The sequence below is a fragment of the Janthinobacterium agaricidamnosum NBRC 102515 = DSM 9628 genome, assembly GCF_000723165.1.
Taxonomy (GTDB): Bacteria; Pseudomonadota; Gammaproteobacteria; order Burkholderiales; family Burkholderiaceae_D; genus Janthinobacterium; species Janthinobacterium agaricidamnosum.
In genome coordinates this window covers 73589-90827 of the sequence record NZ_HG322949.1, presented here as the reverse complement: position 1 = coordinate 90827, position 17239 = coordinate 73589, and the positions used below count along the sequence as shown (strand labels likewise).

The following is a 17239-nucleotide window of genomic DNA, read 5'->3' as shown; positions in this document are numbered from 1 at the left end:
TCATGAGTGAAGAAAACGCCGTCAGCATCAAACTGCATGCCACCGTCCTGTGCGGCAAATCGTGGACCGCCTACGTCGGCACCTTTTGCATGGCGCTGATCTTCCTGTTCATGGTGCGCCTATCGTTCCGCTGGGGTGAAAAAGTTGCCGCCGTTTCATTGATCGTCGCGGCGCTGATCATCGGCTACCGCATCCTGAGCGCGCGCAGCTACCAGTTGTATTACGACGAAGTCGGGGTCTGGCTGGCGTCCGGTTTCCTACCGTGGAGCAAAGGCATCAGCGGCGTCAAATGGCGCGACATGGATGAGGCGACGTACCAGCCGTCGTTCTGGAGCTGGCTGTCGCGTTCCTACACGATACGGATCGGCCACCGCTATACCAAGACCAGCGAAATCACGCTGACCGGCATGGCCAACGGCAAGGCAGCGGTCGCGACATTGAATGCCCATCTGCAAGAAATGATACGCGATCACCGGGTCAACTAAAGCGCGAGGCTCCCTGCGCTCAGGCCGCCGCGTTCAATTCGGGGCCGATTAATGCTAATCTGTGTCCCCATAAAGCGGAGTCATCCCCAAAAACGATAAGACACACGTCCGCCTCGATGCGGTTTTTGCACCATTTCCAAGAGATAGTCCCAGATGATGAAAACCAAAATTGCGCTCGCCGCATGCTTGCTGGCCTTCACGATGGCGCCAGCCAGCGCCGCCAGGAAGCATCACCAACCCGCCAAAGCCTCCTCCAGCAGCAGTGCCAAAAATAGCGCCAAAAAGAAAGCCGCCCCTGCCGCGGCAGCCGCGCCGGCCGAGCGCAGCAAGGATAAGGCGATGGATGCCCTGAGCGGCCAGTTCCTGACCGCGCTGTGGCGTCTCGATCCGGAACGCGCCATTCCTGCCGGTAAATACGACGGCGCCGCCAACCTGACCATTCCCGACCAGGCTTACCGCCAGCAGCAACTGGCCTTCCTCGATGAATGGCAAGCTAAATTCGGCAAGATCGATGCCCGCCAACTGTCGGACAAACAACGCACCGACCTGGCCGTGCTGCTCAATAAATTGAATGCGGACCGCTGGTACCTGACCACCTTCCGCCAATTCGAATGGAATCCGGCCAGCTACAATATCGCCAGCGCCATCGATTACATCTTGAACACCGAATACGCGGCCCAGCCGCAACGCTTGCGCACCTTGCTCAAGCGTATCGCCAAGGTGCCGGAATATTACGCGGCGGCACGCGCCAACATCGTCAACCCGACCCGCGAACATACCCAGTTGGCAATTGCCCAGAGCAGCGGCGTGCTGACCGTGCTGGCCGACCTCGACAAGACGGCGCAGGCATCCATCCTCAGCCCGAGCGAAAAGAGTTTGTACTCGCTGCGCATCGCCGCCGCGCGCGACGCAGTGCAGGGTTATGCCGCCTGGCTGGGCGACCTCGACAAGAGCCTGGCGCAAAATGGCAATGCGCGCTCTTTCCGTATCGGCAAGGAATTGTATGAGCAGAAATTTGCCTACGATATCCAGGCCAGCGTCAGCGCCGAGCAGATGTACCAGAAAGCGCTGGTCGCGCGCGAGGCATTGCTGGCCCATATGGACAGCCTGTCCGACGAACTGTGGGCCAGGACCATGGGCGACGTGGCCAAGCCGGCCGACCGCAACACCAGGATCGGCATGGTGATCGACAAGCTGTCGAACAACCATGTGGCGCCGGCCGATTTCGTGTCGGAAATCCGGCGCCAGATTCCGCAATTGCAGGAATGGGTCACCAGCCATAACCTGATCAGCATGGACCCGAAAAAACCGCTGGTGGTGCGTGAAACCCCGGCCTACCAGCGCGGCGTGGCCGGCGCCAGCATCGAGGCGCCAGGCCCGTACCGTCCGCAAGACCGCACCTATTACAACGTCACCCCGCTCGATGGCGAAACGCCGGAACAGGCCGAAAGCAGCTTGCGCGAATACAACCACTGGATCTTGCAAATCCTGAATATCCACGAAGCGATCCCCGGCCATTACACGCAATTGATCTACGCCAACAAATCGCCATCGATCGTCAAATCCATCTTTGGCAATGGCGCCATGATCGAAGGCTGGGCCGTGTATGGCGAACGGATGATGCTGGAATCGGGCTATGGCGACAATGCGCCGGAAATGTGGCTGATGTATTCCAAGTGGAACTTACGCAGCGTCACCAATACCATTCTCGACTACAGCGTGCACGTGCTCGGCATGACGCAGGAGCAGGCCATGGACTTGCTGACCAAGCAAGCCTTCCAGACCCAGCGCGAAGCGGCCGAAAAATGGCGCCGCGTGCAATTGAGCTCGGTGCAACTGACCAGCTACTTCAGCGGCTACAGCGACATCATGGAATTGCGCGAACAGCGCAAGCAGGCGCTGGGCAGCAAGTTCGTGCTGAAGGACTTCCACGAACAATTCCTCAGCTACGGCAAAGCCCCGGTCAAGGTGATCAAGGAGTTGATGCAGGACCGCTAAGCGGCAAACCATCAGCGCCAGCTTATCCGCCGGCCGTATCGGTGAACTGGGTCGCCGTCAGCGTCGCGCCGCAGGCGGTCTTCATGCCGGCCACCGCCACGCCCTTGCCGTACAGGGTGGTGGTGGCGACGCCTTCGACGATGGGAAAGTTGCCCTTGCACTTGGGGCAAAAAGTCATGTGGCCGACATAGGCGATCGCCTTGCCGTGGCAAATGTCGGTGGCCGAGCCTTCCAGCACCTTGCCGCCATGCGAAGTGGGGTCGCCGATACGAATGATTTCACCAGCCATGATGAGCAGCCTCGGGGAGTTGGATAGCGCCATCTTACCCCAAGTTGCAAGGAACTTAATATTTAACGTCTCCTATCGTGACACATGCGATGCGCCATGAAAAAACCGCCGGCTCCACGATGGAGGGGCGGTTCTTTGTCTGAAGGCTTGCCGGCCGGTCAGGAAGGCTCTTCCGGCGCCTGGGTGGCGCGCACAAACATCGGCGCCACCAGCAAGCCCAGCTCGAACAGTATCCACATCGGGATCGCCAGCGAGAATTGGCTGACCACATCCGGAGGCGTGACGATGGCGGCGATGACGAAGGCGCCGACTACCACGTACGGGCGCAGCTCCTTCAGCTTGGCGATGGTGACCAGGCCCATGCGTACCAGGATCACCACCACCACCGGCACCTCGAAGGTGGCGCCGAAGGCCAGGCACATCGACATCACAAAATCGAGGTAGTTTTCAATATCGGGCGTGACCGCGATCGAACTGGGCGAAAAATTGGTGATGAAATGGAACACCCGCCCAAACACAAAGAAATAACAGAAGGCCACGCCGGCGATGAACAGCAGCGACGACGAAATCACCAGCGGTGCGATCAGCCGTTTTTCATGGGTGTACAGGCCGGGCGCGATAAACGCCCACAGCTGGTACAGCACCCACGGCAGCGACAGGATGAAGGCCAGCACCAGCGTCACTTTCATCGGCACCAGGAACGGCGAAATGACGCCGGTGGCGATCATTTTGGAACCGGCCGGCAAGGAAGCGAGCATCGGTTCGGCAATGAAGTCGTAGATCTGCGCCGGGCCCGGCCAGTAAAACAGGCAGGCGCCGACCACCAGGATACCGATCGATGCCTTGACCAGGCGGTCACGCAATTCGACCAGGTGCGAAATAAAGGTCTCTTCAACCGGGGATTTACTTGTCATTAGTAAAAAGAAACCTTGGATTGACGGGTGGGACGGAACTTGGCAACCCGCGCCGCACCCGAAATGACGTGCATCTTGCCGTTGTTACGCTGTTTATACCAGGCCGGAATGGCGGACGTGCGCCCCAATTTCTTGCGGCGGAATTCGCGCACCTTGCGGCTCTGGTCTTCCTGGGTCGCGATCGGCGCCATGATGGTTTCATCGCCGCGCCACGCGTTTTCAACTTGCGCGAGGTTGTCGGCGATCGAGTTCTCGACCCCGCTCTGGATCGAATGGGCCGCGTCCTGCACTTCTTTTTGCAGGTTCTTCAACTCTTCGAGTTCGATTTCGCGACTGACCTCGGATTTGACTTCATTCAGGTAGCGCTGCGCGCGGCCATACAGCGACCCGGCCATGCGTGCCACTTTCGGCAACTTTTCAGGGCCGATGACTATCAACGCAACCACGCCGATGATGGCGATTTTGGAAAGACCGAGATCGATCATAAAGTCTCAAAGACGGATGAGCGGCTGGGGCATGGCCCCGGCCACGGCATCAGAACTTGCTTTTCTCTTTCGCTTCAATATCGATAGTGCTCTTGTCGGCCACTTGCGACGGCGGCACGTTCTGGGCCGGCTTGTCTTCCTCGCCCTTGACGCCATCCTTGAAGCCCTTGACGGCCTTGCCGATGTCGCTGCCCATATTGCCCAGCTTCTTGGTGCCGAATACCAGCATCACAATTACCAGCACGATCAGCCAGTGCCAAATACTCAATGAACCCATGATGTTCTCCTTGTCGGGCGAATTTGCCCACAATTGCTTAAAACCAATGTCAACAGTATACGCGATGCACGACCGTCATGCCGAGATCGTTGCTTAAGCCTGCTTTAACGCTGACCAGACCACGGCTTTGGACCACCAATCAGGTGCAAGTGCAGATGGTACACCTCTTGTCCGCCATCCGGTCCACTATTGATCAGCGTCTTGTAACCGCCGCTCGCCACGCCATCGGCATCATGGCTGACGGCGCAACCGAATTCGACCGCCAGCCTGGCCGCCAGGCGCAGCATCTTGCCCAGCACCAGCACGTGGCTGTCGTCGCAATCGGACAAGGTCGCCACATGGTTTTTCGGAATGATCAGCACATGGACCGGCGCCGCCGGATTGATATCCTTGAACGCCAACAAGTCTTCATCTTCATAGACTATGCTGGAGGGAATTTGTTTTGCCGCAATTTTGCAAAAAATACAGTTTTCCACGCACACTTCCTTCATTGTAAGGGCACCTGAAAAACGTTCAGGCAATGCAGCACCGCCATGGACGTTTTATCAGGCGCCGGCAAGATCATCTTTGCGCGACGCTTTTTCTTCGATACCGGAGATGCCTTCGCGGCGCGCCAGTTCGTCCAGCACTTGCTGCGGCGTCAAATCGAACTGGGCCAGCATCACCATGCTATGGAACCACAGGTCGGCACATTCGTACAAGACCTTGGAACTATCGTGGTCGCGCCGCGCATCCTTGGCCGCCATCACGGTCTCGGTGGCTTCTTCGCCGATCTTCTTCAAGATCGCATCGTCGCCCTTGGCGAACAGCCGCGCCACATACGAGGTGGCCGGGTCGCCGCCATTGGCCGGCTTGCGCGATTCGATCACCGCGGCCAGGCGTTTCAGGGTTTCGCTCATTTCGGCTGGTCCGCGTCAGGGTAAATGGCGGCCGGGTCGCGCAGCACCGGTTCGGCGACTTGCCATTCGCCGTGTTTTTCGTCGCCTTCGAACTTCTGGAAAAAGCATGAGTGGCGGCCGGTATGGCAGGCGATGCCGCCGGTTTGCTCGATTTTCAGCAGCACCACGTCTTCGTCGCAATCGAGGCGGATTTCCAGCACTTTCTGGATATGGCCGGATTCCTCGCCCTTGTGCCACAGTTTCTTGCGCGAACGGCTCCAATACACCGCTTCGCCCAGCTCGACCGTGCGCGCCAGCGCGTCGCGGTTCATCCACGCGAACATCAGCACATCGTTGCTGCCTGCTTCCTGGGCGATCACCGGCACCAGGCCGTGTTCATCCCATTTGACCTTCTTGAGCCATTTTGCATTACTGGCCACTACAGTTCCATTCGACATTTGCATTTCTATTCCTGTACTGATCAAACTTACACCAGGCGCATCGGGATGCCCTGTTGCGCCATGAAACGCTTGGCTTCCTGCACCGTATGCTGGCCATAGTGGAAGATACTGGCGGCCAACACCGCGTCCGCCTTGCCTATCTTGATCCCATCGGCCAAGTCTTGCAAGCCGCCGACCCCGCCCGAGGCGATCACCGGGATGCCGACCGCGTCGGACACGCCGCGCGTCAAGCCCAGGTCGAAGCCGGACTTGGTGCCGTCGCGGTCCATGCTGGTCAGCAAGATCTCGCCGGCGCCCAGCGTTTCCATCTTTTTCGCCCATTCAAACGCGTCCAGCCCGGTGGCGTTGCGGCCGCCGTGGGTGAACACTTCCCATTTGCCGGGCGAGACTTGCTTGGCGTCGATCGCGACGACGATGCATTGCGAACCGTGCTTTTGCGACGCTTCGTACACCAGTTGCGGATTGGTCACCGCCGAGGTGTTGATGCTGACCTTGTCGGCGCCGGCATTCAATAAACGGCGCACGTCTTCGACCACCCGCACGCCGCCGCCGACCGTCAGCGGGATGAATACTTGCGAGGCGACCGCTTCGATGATGTCGAAGATCAGGCCGCGGTTGTCGCTCGATGCGGTGATGTCGAGGAAGGTCAGCTCGTCGGCGCCTTGCTCGTCATAGCGGCGGGCGATCTCGACCGGATCGCCGGCGTCGCGCAACTCGGTGAAATTGACGCCTTTGACGACGCGGCCATTGGTCACGTCGAGGCAGGGAATAATTCGTTTAGCAAGCATGTGATTACCAATATAGAGCCGGGACGCGGCTGTGCCGGCGCCCCGGAAAACCATGCCGGGCGGCTGTTATTCGGCGGCGTCGGTCAATTCATCGGCGCGCAGTTGCGCCGCGCCCAGGTCGATCGTGCCTTCGTAGATCGAACGGCCGCAGATGACGCCTTCGATGCCTTCGGCTTGCACCGCGCACAACGCTTCCACGTCGCCCAGGTTATGCAGGCCGCCGGACGCGATGATCGGTATGCGCACCGCTTGCGCCAGCTTGACGGTGGCGTCGATATTGATGCCGCCCATCATGCCGTCGCGGCCGATGTCGGTGTAGACAATCGATTCCACGCCGTAAGCTTCGAATTTCTTGGCCAGGTCGATCACTTCATGGCCCGACATCTTGCTCCAGCCATCAGTGGCGACCTTGCCATCCTTGGCGTCCAGGCCGACGATGATGTGGCCGGGGAAGGCGCCGCAGGCGTCGTGCAGGAAACCCGGGCTTTTGACGGCCGCGGTGCCGATGATGATGTAGCTGATGCCGTCGTCCAGGTAGCGCTCGATGGTGTCGAGGTCGCGGATGCCGCCGCCCAGTTGCACCGGGATTTCATCGATATCGTTTTCCAGCGCAAAATCCTGCACCGCTTTCAAGATCGATTTGACGGCGCCTTCATTTTTCGGCTTGCCGGCGAACGCGCCGTTCAAATCGACCAGGTGCAAACGCCGCGCGCCTTGCATCAGCCAATGGCGCGCCATGTCGGCAGGGTCTTCGGAAAATACGGTGGCGAGTTCCATATCGCCTTGTTTCAGGCGTACGCAGTGACCGTCTTTCAGGTCGATGGCAGGAATAAGCAGCATGGTCAGGTTTTAATCAAAGTAGGTGAAAAGCGGATGGTGTGTTTTGGCAAACTCAAGGTTGCCAGTGGACGAAATTCTTGTACAACTGCAAACCGGCGGCGGCACTTTTTTCCGGGTGGAACTGGGTCGCGAAAATATTGTCGCGCGCCACCGCGCAACTGAACGGCGCGCCGTACACGGTTTGTCCGACCGTGTGGGCGGCAATCTCCGGCTGGGCAAAATAACTGTGCACAAAGTAAAAATAAGCGTCGTCGGCGATGCCATCCCACAATGCATGTGACGCCGTTTGTTTCACTTGGTTCCAGCCCATTTGCGGCACCTTGAAACGCGAACCGTCGTCTTGCAACTGGCCGTCGAGCTGGAAACGCACGACTTTGCCTGGAAGCAAGCCCAAGCCGGCCGCATTGCCCTCTTCGCTGCCATCGAACAGCATCTGTTCGCCGATGCACACGCCCAGCATCGGCTTGCTGGCGGCGGCGTGCAGCAGCGCATCGAGCACGCCGGAGTCGCGCAGGCTGGCCATGCAGTCCGGCATCGCGCCCTGGCCCGGCAAGACGATGCGGTCGGCGCTGGCGATATCTTCGACAGTGCCCGAAATCAAGACATTGGCTTCCGGCGCCACCGCGCGCAACGCTTGCGCGACCGAGCGCAAATTGCCCATGCCATAGTCAACCACAACAATTTTATTCATCGCTAGTGTGTTTCTCTTCTCAGTCTATGCGGGGAGCTTACAGCGTGCCCTTGGTCGATGGAATCGTGCCGGCGGCGCGCTCGTCGAGTTCGGCGGCCATGCGCAGCGCGCGGCCAAAGGCCTTGAACACGGTTTCGCATTGATGGTGGGCATTGGTGCCACGCAAATTGTCGATATGCAGCGTCACCAGCGCATGGTTGACGAAACCGCGGAAGAATTCCAGCGTCAGGTCGACGTCGAAGCCGGCGATCATCGCACGGGTGAACGGAATATGGTATTCGATGCCTGGCCGGCCCGAAAAATCCAGCACCACGCGCGACAGCGCCTCGTCCAGCGGCACGTAGGCGTGGCCGTAGCGGCGGATGCCCTTCTTGTCGCCGATGGCCTTGGCCACCGCCATGCCCAAGGTGATGCCGACATCTTCCACCGTATGGTGGTTATCGATATGCACGTCGCCGGTCGCTTCGATGTCGAGATCGATCAAGCCGTGGCGGGCGATCTGGTCCAGCATGTGGTCGAGGAAAGGCACGCCGGTGTTCAGCTTTTGCAAGCCGGTGCCGTCGAGGTTGATCGAGACGCGAACGTGGGTCTCGTTGGTATTGCGCGTGATTTCTGCGGTGCGGTTCATGGAGAGGCTCTGGCGGTAGGCTGATGGACTAGTCGAGCGATGCCTTCAAGGCATCGAAAAATACGGAATTTTCTTCCGGGGTACTGACGGTGATGCGCAGACAGTTGGTCAGCACGGTATGCATTTTACTCATATTTTTGATTAAAACCTTGCTGGCCACTAGTTTTCCATATACATCGTCGGAATTTGGCACACGGATCAAGAGAAAATTCGCTGCCGATGGAAACACTTGCACGTCCGGCAAGCTGGCCAGCCGCTCCGCCAGTTCGCCACGGGCCTGGTTGATCGCATCCGCCTGCGCATTCAGCACGTCGACATGCGCCAAAGCGAACTCGGCAGCGACCTGGGTCAGCACATTGACATTGTACGGCGGCCGCACCTTGTCGAACTGTTCCAGCAAGGCCGGTGCGGCCGACATGTAACCGAGGCGGATGCCGGCCAGGCCCAGCTTCGACACCGTGCGCATGACGATCAGGTTGTCGAATTCCGGCAGGCGCGACATGAAACTTTGCTGCGCGAACGGTTCATACGCTTCATCGACCACGGCCAGGCCGGTATCGCCCAGCGCGCGAATGATGCGTTCGATATCCTCGGCCGCGTACAGGTTGCCGGTCGGATTATTCGGATAAGCCAGGAATACCAGCGCCGGTTTATGCTGCTCGATGGCCGCCAGCATGGCGTCCATGTCCAGCGTGAAGTCATCCTGCAGCGGCACGCCGACGAAGTCCATGCCGGCCAATTGCGCCGAACGGGGATACATGACGAAGGCCGGCACCGGCGCCAGCACCACCGCGCGGCGGTCCTGGTGCGCGCAGGCCATCGCCAGGATCGAAATCAATTCATCCGAACCATTGCCCAGTATCACGTCGTAACCGGCCGGCACGCCCAGCGTGGCGCAAATCTTCGCTTTCAAGGTCGCGTAGGACGCCACCGGATAACGGTTCAGCACCGCCTCGGCCAGCTGCCGGCCCAGTTCTTCGCGCAAATGCGGCGGCAGCGGATACGGGTTTTCCATCGAATCGAGCTTGATGTAACCGCTGGCGTCCGCCACGTGATACACGCCGATGGCGCGCACGTCGGCCCGTACGGTATGGCTGATGAGATGATCGATGCAAGACATGCTGGTGAACGCTCCTAAAGTGGGACTGCCGCCGGTTTGGTTTTTTTGCCGGTTTTCCTGGCGCTGGTTTTCGTGGCTGTGGTTGTGACTTTAGCCGCAGCCTTGGCCGTGCCGCCGCGTTTGGCCGGCGCCCGCTTGCGCGGCGGTGTCGCCTCGGCCACCGCTTCCGCTACGTCCGGCTGGACCGCCTCGGCCAGTTCCACCCCGGCCAGCCGCTGCTGGATGATCGCGCAATAATCGGGATTCAATTCAAAGCCGACGAATTGCCGGCCGCAGCGCTTGGCGGCGATCGCGGTGGTGCCGCTGCCCATGAACAGGTCGAGCACCACGCCGCCCGGCGGGCACGACGCCTTCAGCATGCGTTCGATGATTTCCAGCGGCTTCTGGGTCGGATGGTCGGCCCGTTCCGGATGCTCCTTGTGCAGGCGCGACACGCTCCACAAATCCTTCGGGTTGTAGCCGACTTCCAGCCATTTGGCGCCGATAAAAATCGAGCGCGAACGGGCCTTCTTGGTGGCCGCGTCGTAGGCGATGCGCACCGCGTCGAGGTCGAAATAATAATCCTTGCGGCGCACGAAAAAACCGATCGTATCGTGCACCGATGAAAAGCTGCGCACGCTGCCGCCCATCGACGGCACCCGGCGGTCCCAGATGATTTCATTCATCATCGTCATGCGCCGTTTCAGCATGACGAAAATTTCCGGCGAAAAGCGCCAGGTCAGGAAAATATACAGGCTGCCGTTCGGCTTCAGCTTCGGCAGAGCCGCGTCGATCCACTGTTCGGTCCAGCGCAGGTATTCGTCGACCGTTTGCTGGTCCGAGGCGTTGCCGTAATCCTTGCCCAGGTTGTATGGCGGGTCGGTCAAGATCAGGTCGATGGATGCATCCGGGATGCGTGCCAGGCCGGCCAGCGCATCTTCGCAAAAGACCTGGTTGACCCACTCTGTCATGACTGCGGCTTCAAACGCAGCTCGGCGCTGCGCGCATGCGCCTGCAAGCCTTCGCCGTAGGCCAGCGTGGCCGCGACCCGGCCCAGCGTTTGCGCGCCCGCTTCGCTGACGTGGATGATCGACGAGCGTTTCTGGAAGTCGTACACGCCCAGCGGCGACGAAAAACGCGCGGTGCGCGAAGTCGGCAATACGTGGTTCGGGCCGCAGCAGTAATCGCCCAGCGACTCGGACGAAAAACGCCCCAGGAACATGGCACCGGCATGGCGGATGCGGTCGGCCCACTGCTGCGGCTGCTCAGCCGAGATTTCCAGGTGCTCCGCCGCGATGTCGTTGGCGATCCGGCACGCCTCTTCCATGTCGCGCACCTTGACCAGCGCGCCGCGCTCGCTCAGCGAGGTGCGGATGGTGTCCTGGCGTGGCATCGCCGGCAGCAGCTTTTCAATGCTGGCCTCGACCCTGGCGATGTAAGCGGCGTCCGGGCACAGCAGGATCGCCTGCGCCAGTTCGTCGTGCTCGGCTTGCGAAAACAAGTCCATCGCGACCCAGTCCGGGTCGGTGCTGCCGTCGCAAATGATCAGGATTTCGGACGGGCCGGCGATCATGTCGATGCCGACGATGCCGAATACGCGCCGCTTGGCCGCCGCCACATAGGCGTTGCCGGGGCCGACGATCTTGTCGACCGGCGCGATGGTGGCCGTGCCGTGCGCCAGCGCGCCGACCGCCTGCGCGCCGCCGATGGTGATCACGCGGGTGACGCCGGCGATCGCCGCCGCCGCCAGCACCATCTGGTTTTTAATCCCGTCCGGGGTCGGCACCACCATGATGATTTCCGCCACCCCGGCCACCTTGGCCGGGATCGCGTTCATCAGCACCGACGATGGATACGCCGCCTTGCCGCCCGGGACGTAGATGCCGACCCGGTCCAGCGGGGTGATCTTCTGGCCCAGCACCGTGCCGTCCGGCTCGGTGTAAGTAAAACCGCCCAGTTCCTGCTTCTGGCGCTCGTGGAACACGCGGATACGCTGCGCGGCGGTTTGCAGCGCCTCGCGCTGGGCGGCCGGCAGGCTGTCAAGCGCGGCTTGCAGCTCGGCTTGTGAAATGTCGAAGTCGGCCATGCCGCTGGCGCCGCCGTTCGGGATGCGGTCGAAGCGGTTGGTGTATTCCAGCACGGCGCTGTCGCCGCGCGCCTTGACGTCGGCCAGGATCGCGGCCACCGACTTTTCGATCGCGTCGTCGGTGCCGGCGTCGAACGCCAGCAGCGCCGTCAGCGATGGTTGAAAGTCGGCGTGGGTGGAATCGAGTTTGCGTATCGGTAGCGGCATGGTAACCATTCGGGTGTTATTTTTTGGAGGCGCGTTCGAACGCTTCGATGATCGGTTGCAGCCGTTCACGCTTGAGTTTCAGCGCAGCCTGGTTGACCACCAGGCGCGATGAAATATCCATGATGTGTTCGACTTCGACCAGGTTGTTGGCGCGCAACGTGCTGCCGGTGCTGACCAGGTCGACGATGGCGTCCGACAGGCCGACCAGCGGCGCCAGTTCCATCGAGCCGTACAGCTTGATCAGGTCGACGTGCACGCCCTTGGCGGCGAAATGCTCGCGCGCGGTTTGCACGAACTTGGTCGCCACGCGCAGGCGCGCGCCTTGGCGCACCGCCGTTTCATAGTCGAAACCGGCTTGCACCGCGACCGACATGCGGCACGCCGCGATGTTCAGGTCGATCGGCTGGTACAAGCCTTCGCCGCCATGCTCCAGCAAGACATCCTTGCCGGCCACGCCGAAATCGGCCGCGCCATGCTGCACATAGGTCGGCACGTCGGTGGCGCGCACGATGATGACGCGCACGTTCGGGTCGTTGGTCGCCAGGATCAGCTTGCGCGAGGTTTCCGGGTTTTCGGTGACGGTGATGCCGGCCGCTTCCAGCAGCGGCAGCGTATCGTCGAAAATGCGGCCCTTGGACAGCGCCAGTATCAGCTGGCTATTATCGGACACGGCTGTAAAATTGCTCATGGTCGGCTTTCCTTACTTGACGCGCACGATATTGGCGCCCACCGCCGACAGCTTCACTTCCATCCGGTCGTAACCGCGGTCGAGGTGATAGATGCGGTCGATCAGGGTTTCGCCGTCGGCCGCCAGCGCCGCGATCACCAGCGACGCCGAGGCGCGCAAGTCGGTCGCCATCACGGGCGCGCCGCGCAATTGCTTGACGCCGGCGATGCTGGCGGTATTGCCGTCGATGCTGATGTCCGCGCCGAGGCGGTTCATCTCTTGCACGTGCATGAAACGGTTCTCGAAGATGGTTTCCGTGACCCGGCTGGCGCCGTTGGCGATCGTGTTGACGGCCATGAATTGCGCCTGCATGTCGGTCGGGAAGCCCGGATATTCGGTGGTGCGGAAGCTGACCGGGTTGGGACGGGCCGACATTTCGGCGCGGATCCAGTCGGCGCCGAAGGTCATCGTCAAGCCCATCGCGCGCAATTTGTCGAGCGCCGCGTCGAGGATGTCGATACGGGTGTTCTTCAGCGTGATGTCGCCGCCGGTGGCCGCCACGGCGCACAGGAAGGTGCCGGTTTCAATGCGGTCGGCGATCACCGCGTGCGACGCGCCATGCAGCTCGGGCACGCCCTGGATCACCAGGCGGCCGGTGCCGATGCCTTCGATTTTCGCGCCCATCGCCACCAGCAGGTTGGCCAGGTCGGTCACTTCCGGTTCGCAGGCGGCGTTTTCGAGAATGGTTTCGCCTTCGGCCAGCGTCGCCGCCATCAGCAGGTTTTCGGTACCGGTGACGGTGATCATGTCGGTGACGATGCGCGCGCCCTTCAGCTTAGCGCACTTGGCGTAGATGTAGCCGGCTTCGATGCGGATTTCCGCGCCCAGCGCGGTCAGGCCCTTGATGTGCTGGTCGACCGGACGCGAACCGATCGCGCAGCCGCCCGGCAGCGATACCTTCGCTTCGCCGAAGCGCGCCAGCATCGGACCGAGCACCAGGATCGAGGCGCGCATGGTTTTCACCAGTTCATACGGCGCTTCCAGCTTGTCGATGGCGGCACCGTTCAACACCACGCGGTCGCCGTCCTGGCTGACTTTCAGGCCGGTCTGGCCCAGCAGCTTGAGCATGGTCGCGACGTCGTGCAAATGCGGCACGTTCGACAGGTGCAGGTCGCCCGAGGTCAGCAGGCCGGCACACAGGATCGGCAGGGCGGCGTTCTTGGCGCCCGAGATGGCGATGTCGCCGGACAGGCGGTTGCCGCCTTGAATGAGGAGCTTATCCATGCCGTCTTATCCTTCGAATTCTTCAGGGGTCAGGGTTTTCATCGACAGCGCGTGGATTTCTTCGCGCATGCGGTCGCCCAGCGCCGCGTAGACGATCTGGTGGCGCTGGATCAGGCGTTTGCCGACGAATTCAGGCGAAACGATCAGGGCTTCGAAATGCTGGCCGTCGCCTTGCACCTGCAAGTGGGTGCATGTCAGGCCGGCGGACAGGTAGCCGTGTATCAATTCTGGTGTGGTAGCCACGATTTTTCCTTGGTACGTAAGTGTATGGGTAAATGAGCTGAATGTGTGGTATCGCTGGCGTCTTAGTGGCGCAATCTGTAACCGCTCTTCAGCAGGCGGATCGCCAGCAGCGACAGCACCACCAGGAAGCCGGCCACGATGCACAGGCTGAGCAGCGGATCGACGTCGGACTTGCCGAAAAAGCCGTAGCGGAAGCCGTCGATCATATAAAAGAACGGGTTCAGGTGCGACACCGATTGCCAGAAGTCCGGCAGCGAGTGGATCGAATAAAACACGCCCGACAAAAAGGTCGCCGGCATGATCAGGAAGTTCTGGAACGCCGCCAGCTGGTCGAATTTCTCCGCCCAGATGCCGGCGATCAAGCCCATGGTGCCCAGCATCGCCGCGCCCAGCAGCGCGAACACGATGATCCACAACGGCGCGACGAACGACAGCTTGACGAACCAGACGGTGAAGATGAAGACGCCGAAGCCGACCGCCAAGCCGCGCACCACCGACGCCAGCACGTAGGCCGAGAAAATTTCCCAGTGCGACAACGGCGTCAGCAGCACGAACACCAGGTTGCCGGTGATCTTCGATTGAATCAGCGACGACGACGAGTTGGCGAAGGCGTTTTGCAGCACGCTCATCATCACCAGGCCGGGAATCAGGAAGGCGGTATAGCTGACGCCGGGATGCACTTCGACCCGGCCGTCCAGCACATGGCCGAACACCAGCAGGTACAGCATCGAGGTCAGGACCGGCGCGGCGACGGTCTGGGTCGCCACTTTCCAGAAACGCAGGGTTTCTTTATAGACCAGTGTGCGGAATCCGGAGGAAATCATAAGGTGCCCTTATCCATGATCTGCAAGAAGATATCTTCCAGATCGGCTTGTTGCAATTGCATTTCGTCGATCACGGCGCCCGCTTCGCGCAGGCGCGCCAGGATTTTTTCGACTTCGCTGTATTCGTTGACGCGCAGGCTGAACTTGTGCAGCGGCTGCGACTCGTCGGCATGCGTCACCAGGTGCCGCAAATCGTCCGGCAAGCGGCCGTTCTTGATATGCACCACCAGTTGCGAACCCGAGATGCGGCGGATCAGCGCCGACATCGTATCGAGCGCCACCACCTTGCCGGTTTTCAGCATCGCGACGCGCTGGCACATCGCTTGCGCCTCTTCCAGGTAATGGGTGGTCAGCACGACGGTATGGCCGCCTTCGCGGTTCAGGCGCGAAATGAATTTCCACAAGGTTTGACGCAGCTCAACGTCAACGCCGGCGGTCGGTTCATCCAGCACGATCACCGGCGGCTTGTGCACCAGCGCCTGCGCCACCAGCACGCGGCGCTTCATGCCGCCCGACAAAGCGCGCATATTGGTGTCGGCCTTGTTGGTCAGGTCGAGGTTTTCCATGACCTCGTCGATCCACTTGTCGTTATTCGGCAGGCCGAAATAACCGGATTGCAGGCGCAGCGTTTCGCGCACCGTGAAGAACGGGTCGAACACCAGTTCCTGCGGCACCACGCCAACGCTGCGGCGGGCATTGCGGAAATCCTTGACCACATCGTGGCCGTGGATGCGCACCGTGCCCGAATCGGGCCGGATCAAGCCGGCGATGATGGAAATCAAGGTGGTTTTGCCCGCGCCGTTGGGGCCGAGCAAGCCGAAAAACTCGCCCTCTTCGATGGACAACGACACGCCGCCCAGCGCCTTGAGCGATTTATAGCTCTTTTCGACATTCGTTATTTGGATTGCATTCATGCTTGCTTATCTGTGTGTGAGGGCAAAACGCCCGGCGTGCAAGGCGCGGCCGCAAAAAGCGGCTGGTGCGCAACAGTCAATTATATTGGAATATTGGAACTTCGACCGGCGACGGGCGGCCTGAAGGCTGGCCAGCTGTCGCGGTTACAACGCGGAGTGGGATAGGATCAATGGTGATGCGGGTCGGTCTTGGCGCTGGCATTGGCGCACACATCGGCGGCGGGCGAGCCCGCCACCAGCGAACAGACGCCATACAGCTTGGTCAGGTTTTGCAGATTGGTCGGCAAGTTCTTGACATCCAGCACCACGCCGGCTTCTTGCGCGGCACGTTGCCATGTCAGCATCACCGACACGGCGGCCGAATCGACCGCCTGCACATTGCGCAAGTCAAACACGGTTTGACCCGCCTTGATCGCGTCCAGACCCTGTTCCAACGCCGCCTTGGCGTTGGTCACGGTCAGCGACGTCAGGGATTGCAAGCTGTCGAGAGAGTCTGGCATGGTCGTCTACCGGATTATTTGGCTGGGGCTTTGGCTGGCTTGCTGGCCAGGGCCTTGTTTTTCGCGGCCAGTGTCTTGATCAGGCCATCGATACCGTTCTTGCTGATTTCGCTGGCAAAGCTGCCTTTATAGGTTTCCACCAGCCACGCGCCGAGCACGTTGATATCGTAGATTTTCCAGCCGGTAGGCGACTTGGCGACGCGGTAGTTCAATGGCACCGGTTCGCCGCGCGCCATGTTCACTTGCGAACGCACTTCCACTTCGGTGTCGCTCGGGTCGGCGCGCAAGGGCTTGAATTCCACGGTTTCGTTCTTGATTTGCGACAGCGCGCCCGAATACGTGAAGATCAGCAAGGTGCGGAATTCACTCGACAATTGCTTTTGCTGGTCAGGCGTGGCGTCGCGCCAGTAGCGGCCGGCGGCCAGCGAGGTCATGCGCTGGAAATCGACGTACGGCAAGATCTTGGTTTCGACCAGGTCGATCACGCGTTGCTGGTCGCCGGCCTGGATGCCCTTGTCGGCCTTGGCGGTGTCGATCACATCCTGGCTGATGCGCTTGACCAGCGCGTCCGGTGCTTCCGTGGCTGGAGCGGCGGCATGGGCGCCAAAGGCGATGGTCGCGCTGGCCAGTACGATCAGTTGTTTGAACAGTTTCATGATGGTTTTACCTTATATGGTGGTC

The 17239-nt window shown here is 60.6% G+C and carries 23 protein-coding genes; 2 read left to right on the top strand and 21 right to left on the bottom strand.

Going from position 1 to position 17239, the window contains the following annotated elements; all coding sequences use genetic code 11:
* Positions 1-2: 2 nt before the first annotated feature.
* Positions 3-485: a hypothetical protein gene (locus GJA_RS00425; protein ID WP_038498184.1), complete on the top strand. Its 483-nt coding sequence runs from the start codon at positions 3-5 to the stop codon at positions 483-485.
* Positions 486-638: 153 nt separating this feature from the next.
* Positions 639-2483, top strand: a complete 1845-nt coding sequence (locus tag GJA_RS00420) for a DUF885 domain-containing protein (RefSeq protein ID WP_038487498.1) — start codon at positions 639-641, stop codon at positions 2481-2483.
* 22 nt (positions 2484-2505) lie between these two features.
* Here the strand turns inward: GJA_RS00420 and GJA_RS00415 are convergent, their stop codons facing one another.
* The 21 genes from GJA_RS00415 to GJA_RS00315 form a co-directional block, all read right to left on the bottom strand.
* Positions 2506-2772: a PAAR domain-containing protein gene (locus tag GJA_RS00415; protein WP_038487494.1), complete on the bottom strand. Its 267-nt coding sequence runs from the start codon at positions 2770-2772 to the stop codon at positions 2506-2508.
* Between the two features lie 158 nt (positions 2773-2930).
* Positions 2931-3686: a twin-arginine translocase subunit TatC gene (tatC, locus tag GJA_RS00410; protein ID WP_038487491.1), complete on the bottom strand. Its 756-nt coding sequence runs from the start codon at positions 3684-3686 to the stop codon at positions 2931-2933.
* Entirely contained in the window at positions 3686-4171 is a 486-nt protein-coding gene (gene tatB, locus GJA_RS00405; protein ID WP_038487487.1) for a Sec-independent protein translocase protein TatB, read from the bottom strand. Before tatB ends, tatC begins: the two co-directional genes overlap by 1 nt.
* Positions 4172-4220: 49 nt before the next feature.
* Positions 4221-4448: a Sec-independent protein translocase subunit TatA gene (gene tatA, locus GJA_RS00400; RefSeq protein WP_038487484.1), complete on the bottom strand. Its 228-nt coding sequence runs from the start codon at positions 4446-4448 to the stop codon at positions 4221-4223.
* 104 nt (positions 4449-4552) lie between these two features.
* A complete protein-coding gene (locus GJA_RS00395; RefSeq protein WP_038498181.1) occupies positions 4553-4924 on the bottom strand; it encodes a histidine triad nucleotide-binding protein in 372 nt (123 codons plus the stop codon).
* Between the two features lie 69 nt (positions 4925-4993).
* Positions 4994-5347 carry a phosphoribosyl-ATP diphosphatase gene (locus GJA_RS00390; RefSeq protein WP_038487480.1) on the bottom strand — a complete coding sequence of 118 codons (354 nt, stop codon included), beginning with the start codon at positions 5345-5347 and terminating at the stop codon, positions 4994-4996.
* Positions 5344-5766, bottom strand: a complete 423-nt coding sequence (hisI, locus tag GJA_RS00385; RefSeq protein ID WP_038487478.1) for a phosphoribosyl-AMP cyclohydrolase — start codon at positions 5764-5766, stop codon at positions 5344-5346. Before hisI ends, GJA_RS00390 begins: the two co-directional genes overlap by 4 nt.
* A 47-nt stretch (positions 5767-5813) precedes the next feature.
* On the bottom strand, positions 5814-6575 hold the full coding sequence (hisF, locus tag GJA_RS00380; RefSeq protein WP_038487474.1) for an imidazole glycerol phosphate synthase subunit HisF: 762 nt from the start codon (positions 6573-6575) through the stop codon (positions 5814-5816).
* 66 nt (positions 6576-6641) lie between these two features.
* Positions 6642-7415 carry a 1-(5-phosphoribosyl)-5-[(5-phosphoribosylamino)methylideneamino]imidazole-4-carboxamide isomerase gene (gene hisA / locus GJA_RS00375; RefSeq protein WP_038487471.1) on the bottom strand — a complete coding sequence of 258 codons (774 nt, stop codon included), beginning with the start codon at positions 7413-7415 and terminating at the stop codon, positions 6642-6644.
* Positions 7416-7467: 52 nt separating this feature from the next.
* Entirely contained in the window at positions 7468-8106 is a 639-nt protein-coding gene (gene hisH, locus GJA_RS00370; RefSeq protein ID WP_081905187.1) for an imidazole glycerol phosphate synthase subunit HisH, read from the bottom strand.
* Positions 8107-8143: 37 nt separating this feature from the next.
* Positions 8144-8734: an imidazoleglycerol-phosphate dehydratase HisB gene (gene hisB / locus GJA_RS00365; RefSeq protein WP_038487468.1), complete on the bottom strand. Its 591-nt coding sequence runs from the start codon at positions 8732-8734 to the stop codon at positions 8144-8146.
* A gap of 28 nt (positions 8735-8762) precedes the next feature.
* Positions 8763-9854, bottom strand: a complete 1092-nt coding sequence (gene hisC, locus GJA_RS00360) for a histidinol-phosphate transaminase (protein WP_038487466.1) — start codon at positions 9852-9854, stop codon at positions 8763-8765.
* 14 nt (positions 9855-9868) lie between these two features.
* A complete protein-coding gene (locus GJA_RS00355; RefSeq protein WP_038487462.1) occupies positions 9869-10804 on the bottom strand; it encodes a DNA-methyltransferase in 936 nt (311 codons plus the stop codon).
* The gene (gene hisD / locus GJA_RS00350) at positions 10801-12126 is read right to left on the bottom strand and encodes a histidinol dehydrogenase (RefSeq protein ID WP_038487460.1); all 1326 of its coding nucleotides are present in this window, start codon (positions 12124-12126) and stop codon (positions 10801-10803) included. Before hisD ends, GJA_RS00355 begins: the two co-directional genes overlap by 4 nt.
* A gap of 16 nt (positions 12127-12142) precedes the next feature.
* The gene (gene hisG / locus GJA_RS00345; protein ID WP_038487458.1) at positions 12143-12814 is read right to left on the bottom strand and encodes an ATP phosphoribosyltransferase; all 672 of its coding nucleotides are present in this window, start codon (positions 12812-12814) and stop codon (positions 12143-12145) included.
* A 12-nt stretch (positions 12815-12826) separates the two neighbouring features.
* Positions 12827-14077: a UDP-N-acetylglucosamine 1-carboxyvinyltransferase gene (gene murA / locus GJA_RS00340; RefSeq protein ID WP_038487456.1), complete on the bottom strand. Its 1251-nt coding sequence runs from the start codon at positions 14075-14077 to the stop codon at positions 12827-12829.
* Positions 14078-14083: 6 nt separating this feature from the next.
* The gene (locus GJA_RS00335; RefSeq protein ID WP_038487454.1) at positions 14084-14320 is read right to left on the bottom strand and encodes a BolA family protein; all 237 of its coding nucleotides are present in this window, start codon (positions 14318-14320) and stop codon (positions 14084-14086) included.
* 62 nt (positions 14321-14382) lie between these two features.
* The gene (locus GJA_RS00330; RefSeq protein ID WP_038487451.1) at positions 14383-15144 is read right to left on the bottom strand and encodes an ABC transporter permease; all 762 of its coding nucleotides are present in this window, start codon (positions 15142-15144) and stop codon (positions 14383-14385) included.
* Entirely contained in the window at positions 15141-16058 is a 918-nt protein-coding gene (locus tag GJA_RS00325; protein ID WP_038487448.1) for an ABC transporter ATP-binding protein, read from the bottom strand. Before GJA_RS00325 ends, GJA_RS00330 begins: the two co-directional genes overlap by 4 nt.
* Before the next feature lie 167 nt (positions 16059-16225).
* Positions 16226-16558 (bottom strand): STAS domain-containing protein, encoded by a 333-nt coding sequence (locus tag GJA_RS00320; protein WP_038487445.1) that lies wholly within the window; start codon positions 16556-16558, stop codon positions 16226-16228.
* Positions 16559-16572: 14 nt separating this feature from the next.
* Positions 16573-17214 carry an MlaC/ttg2D family ABC transporter substrate-binding protein gene (locus tag GJA_RS00315; RefSeq protein WP_038487442.1) on the bottom strand — a complete coding sequence of 214 codons (642 nt, stop codon included), beginning with the start codon at positions 17212-17214 and terminating at the stop codon, positions 16573-16575.
* Positions 17215-17239: the final 25 nt, after the last annotated feature.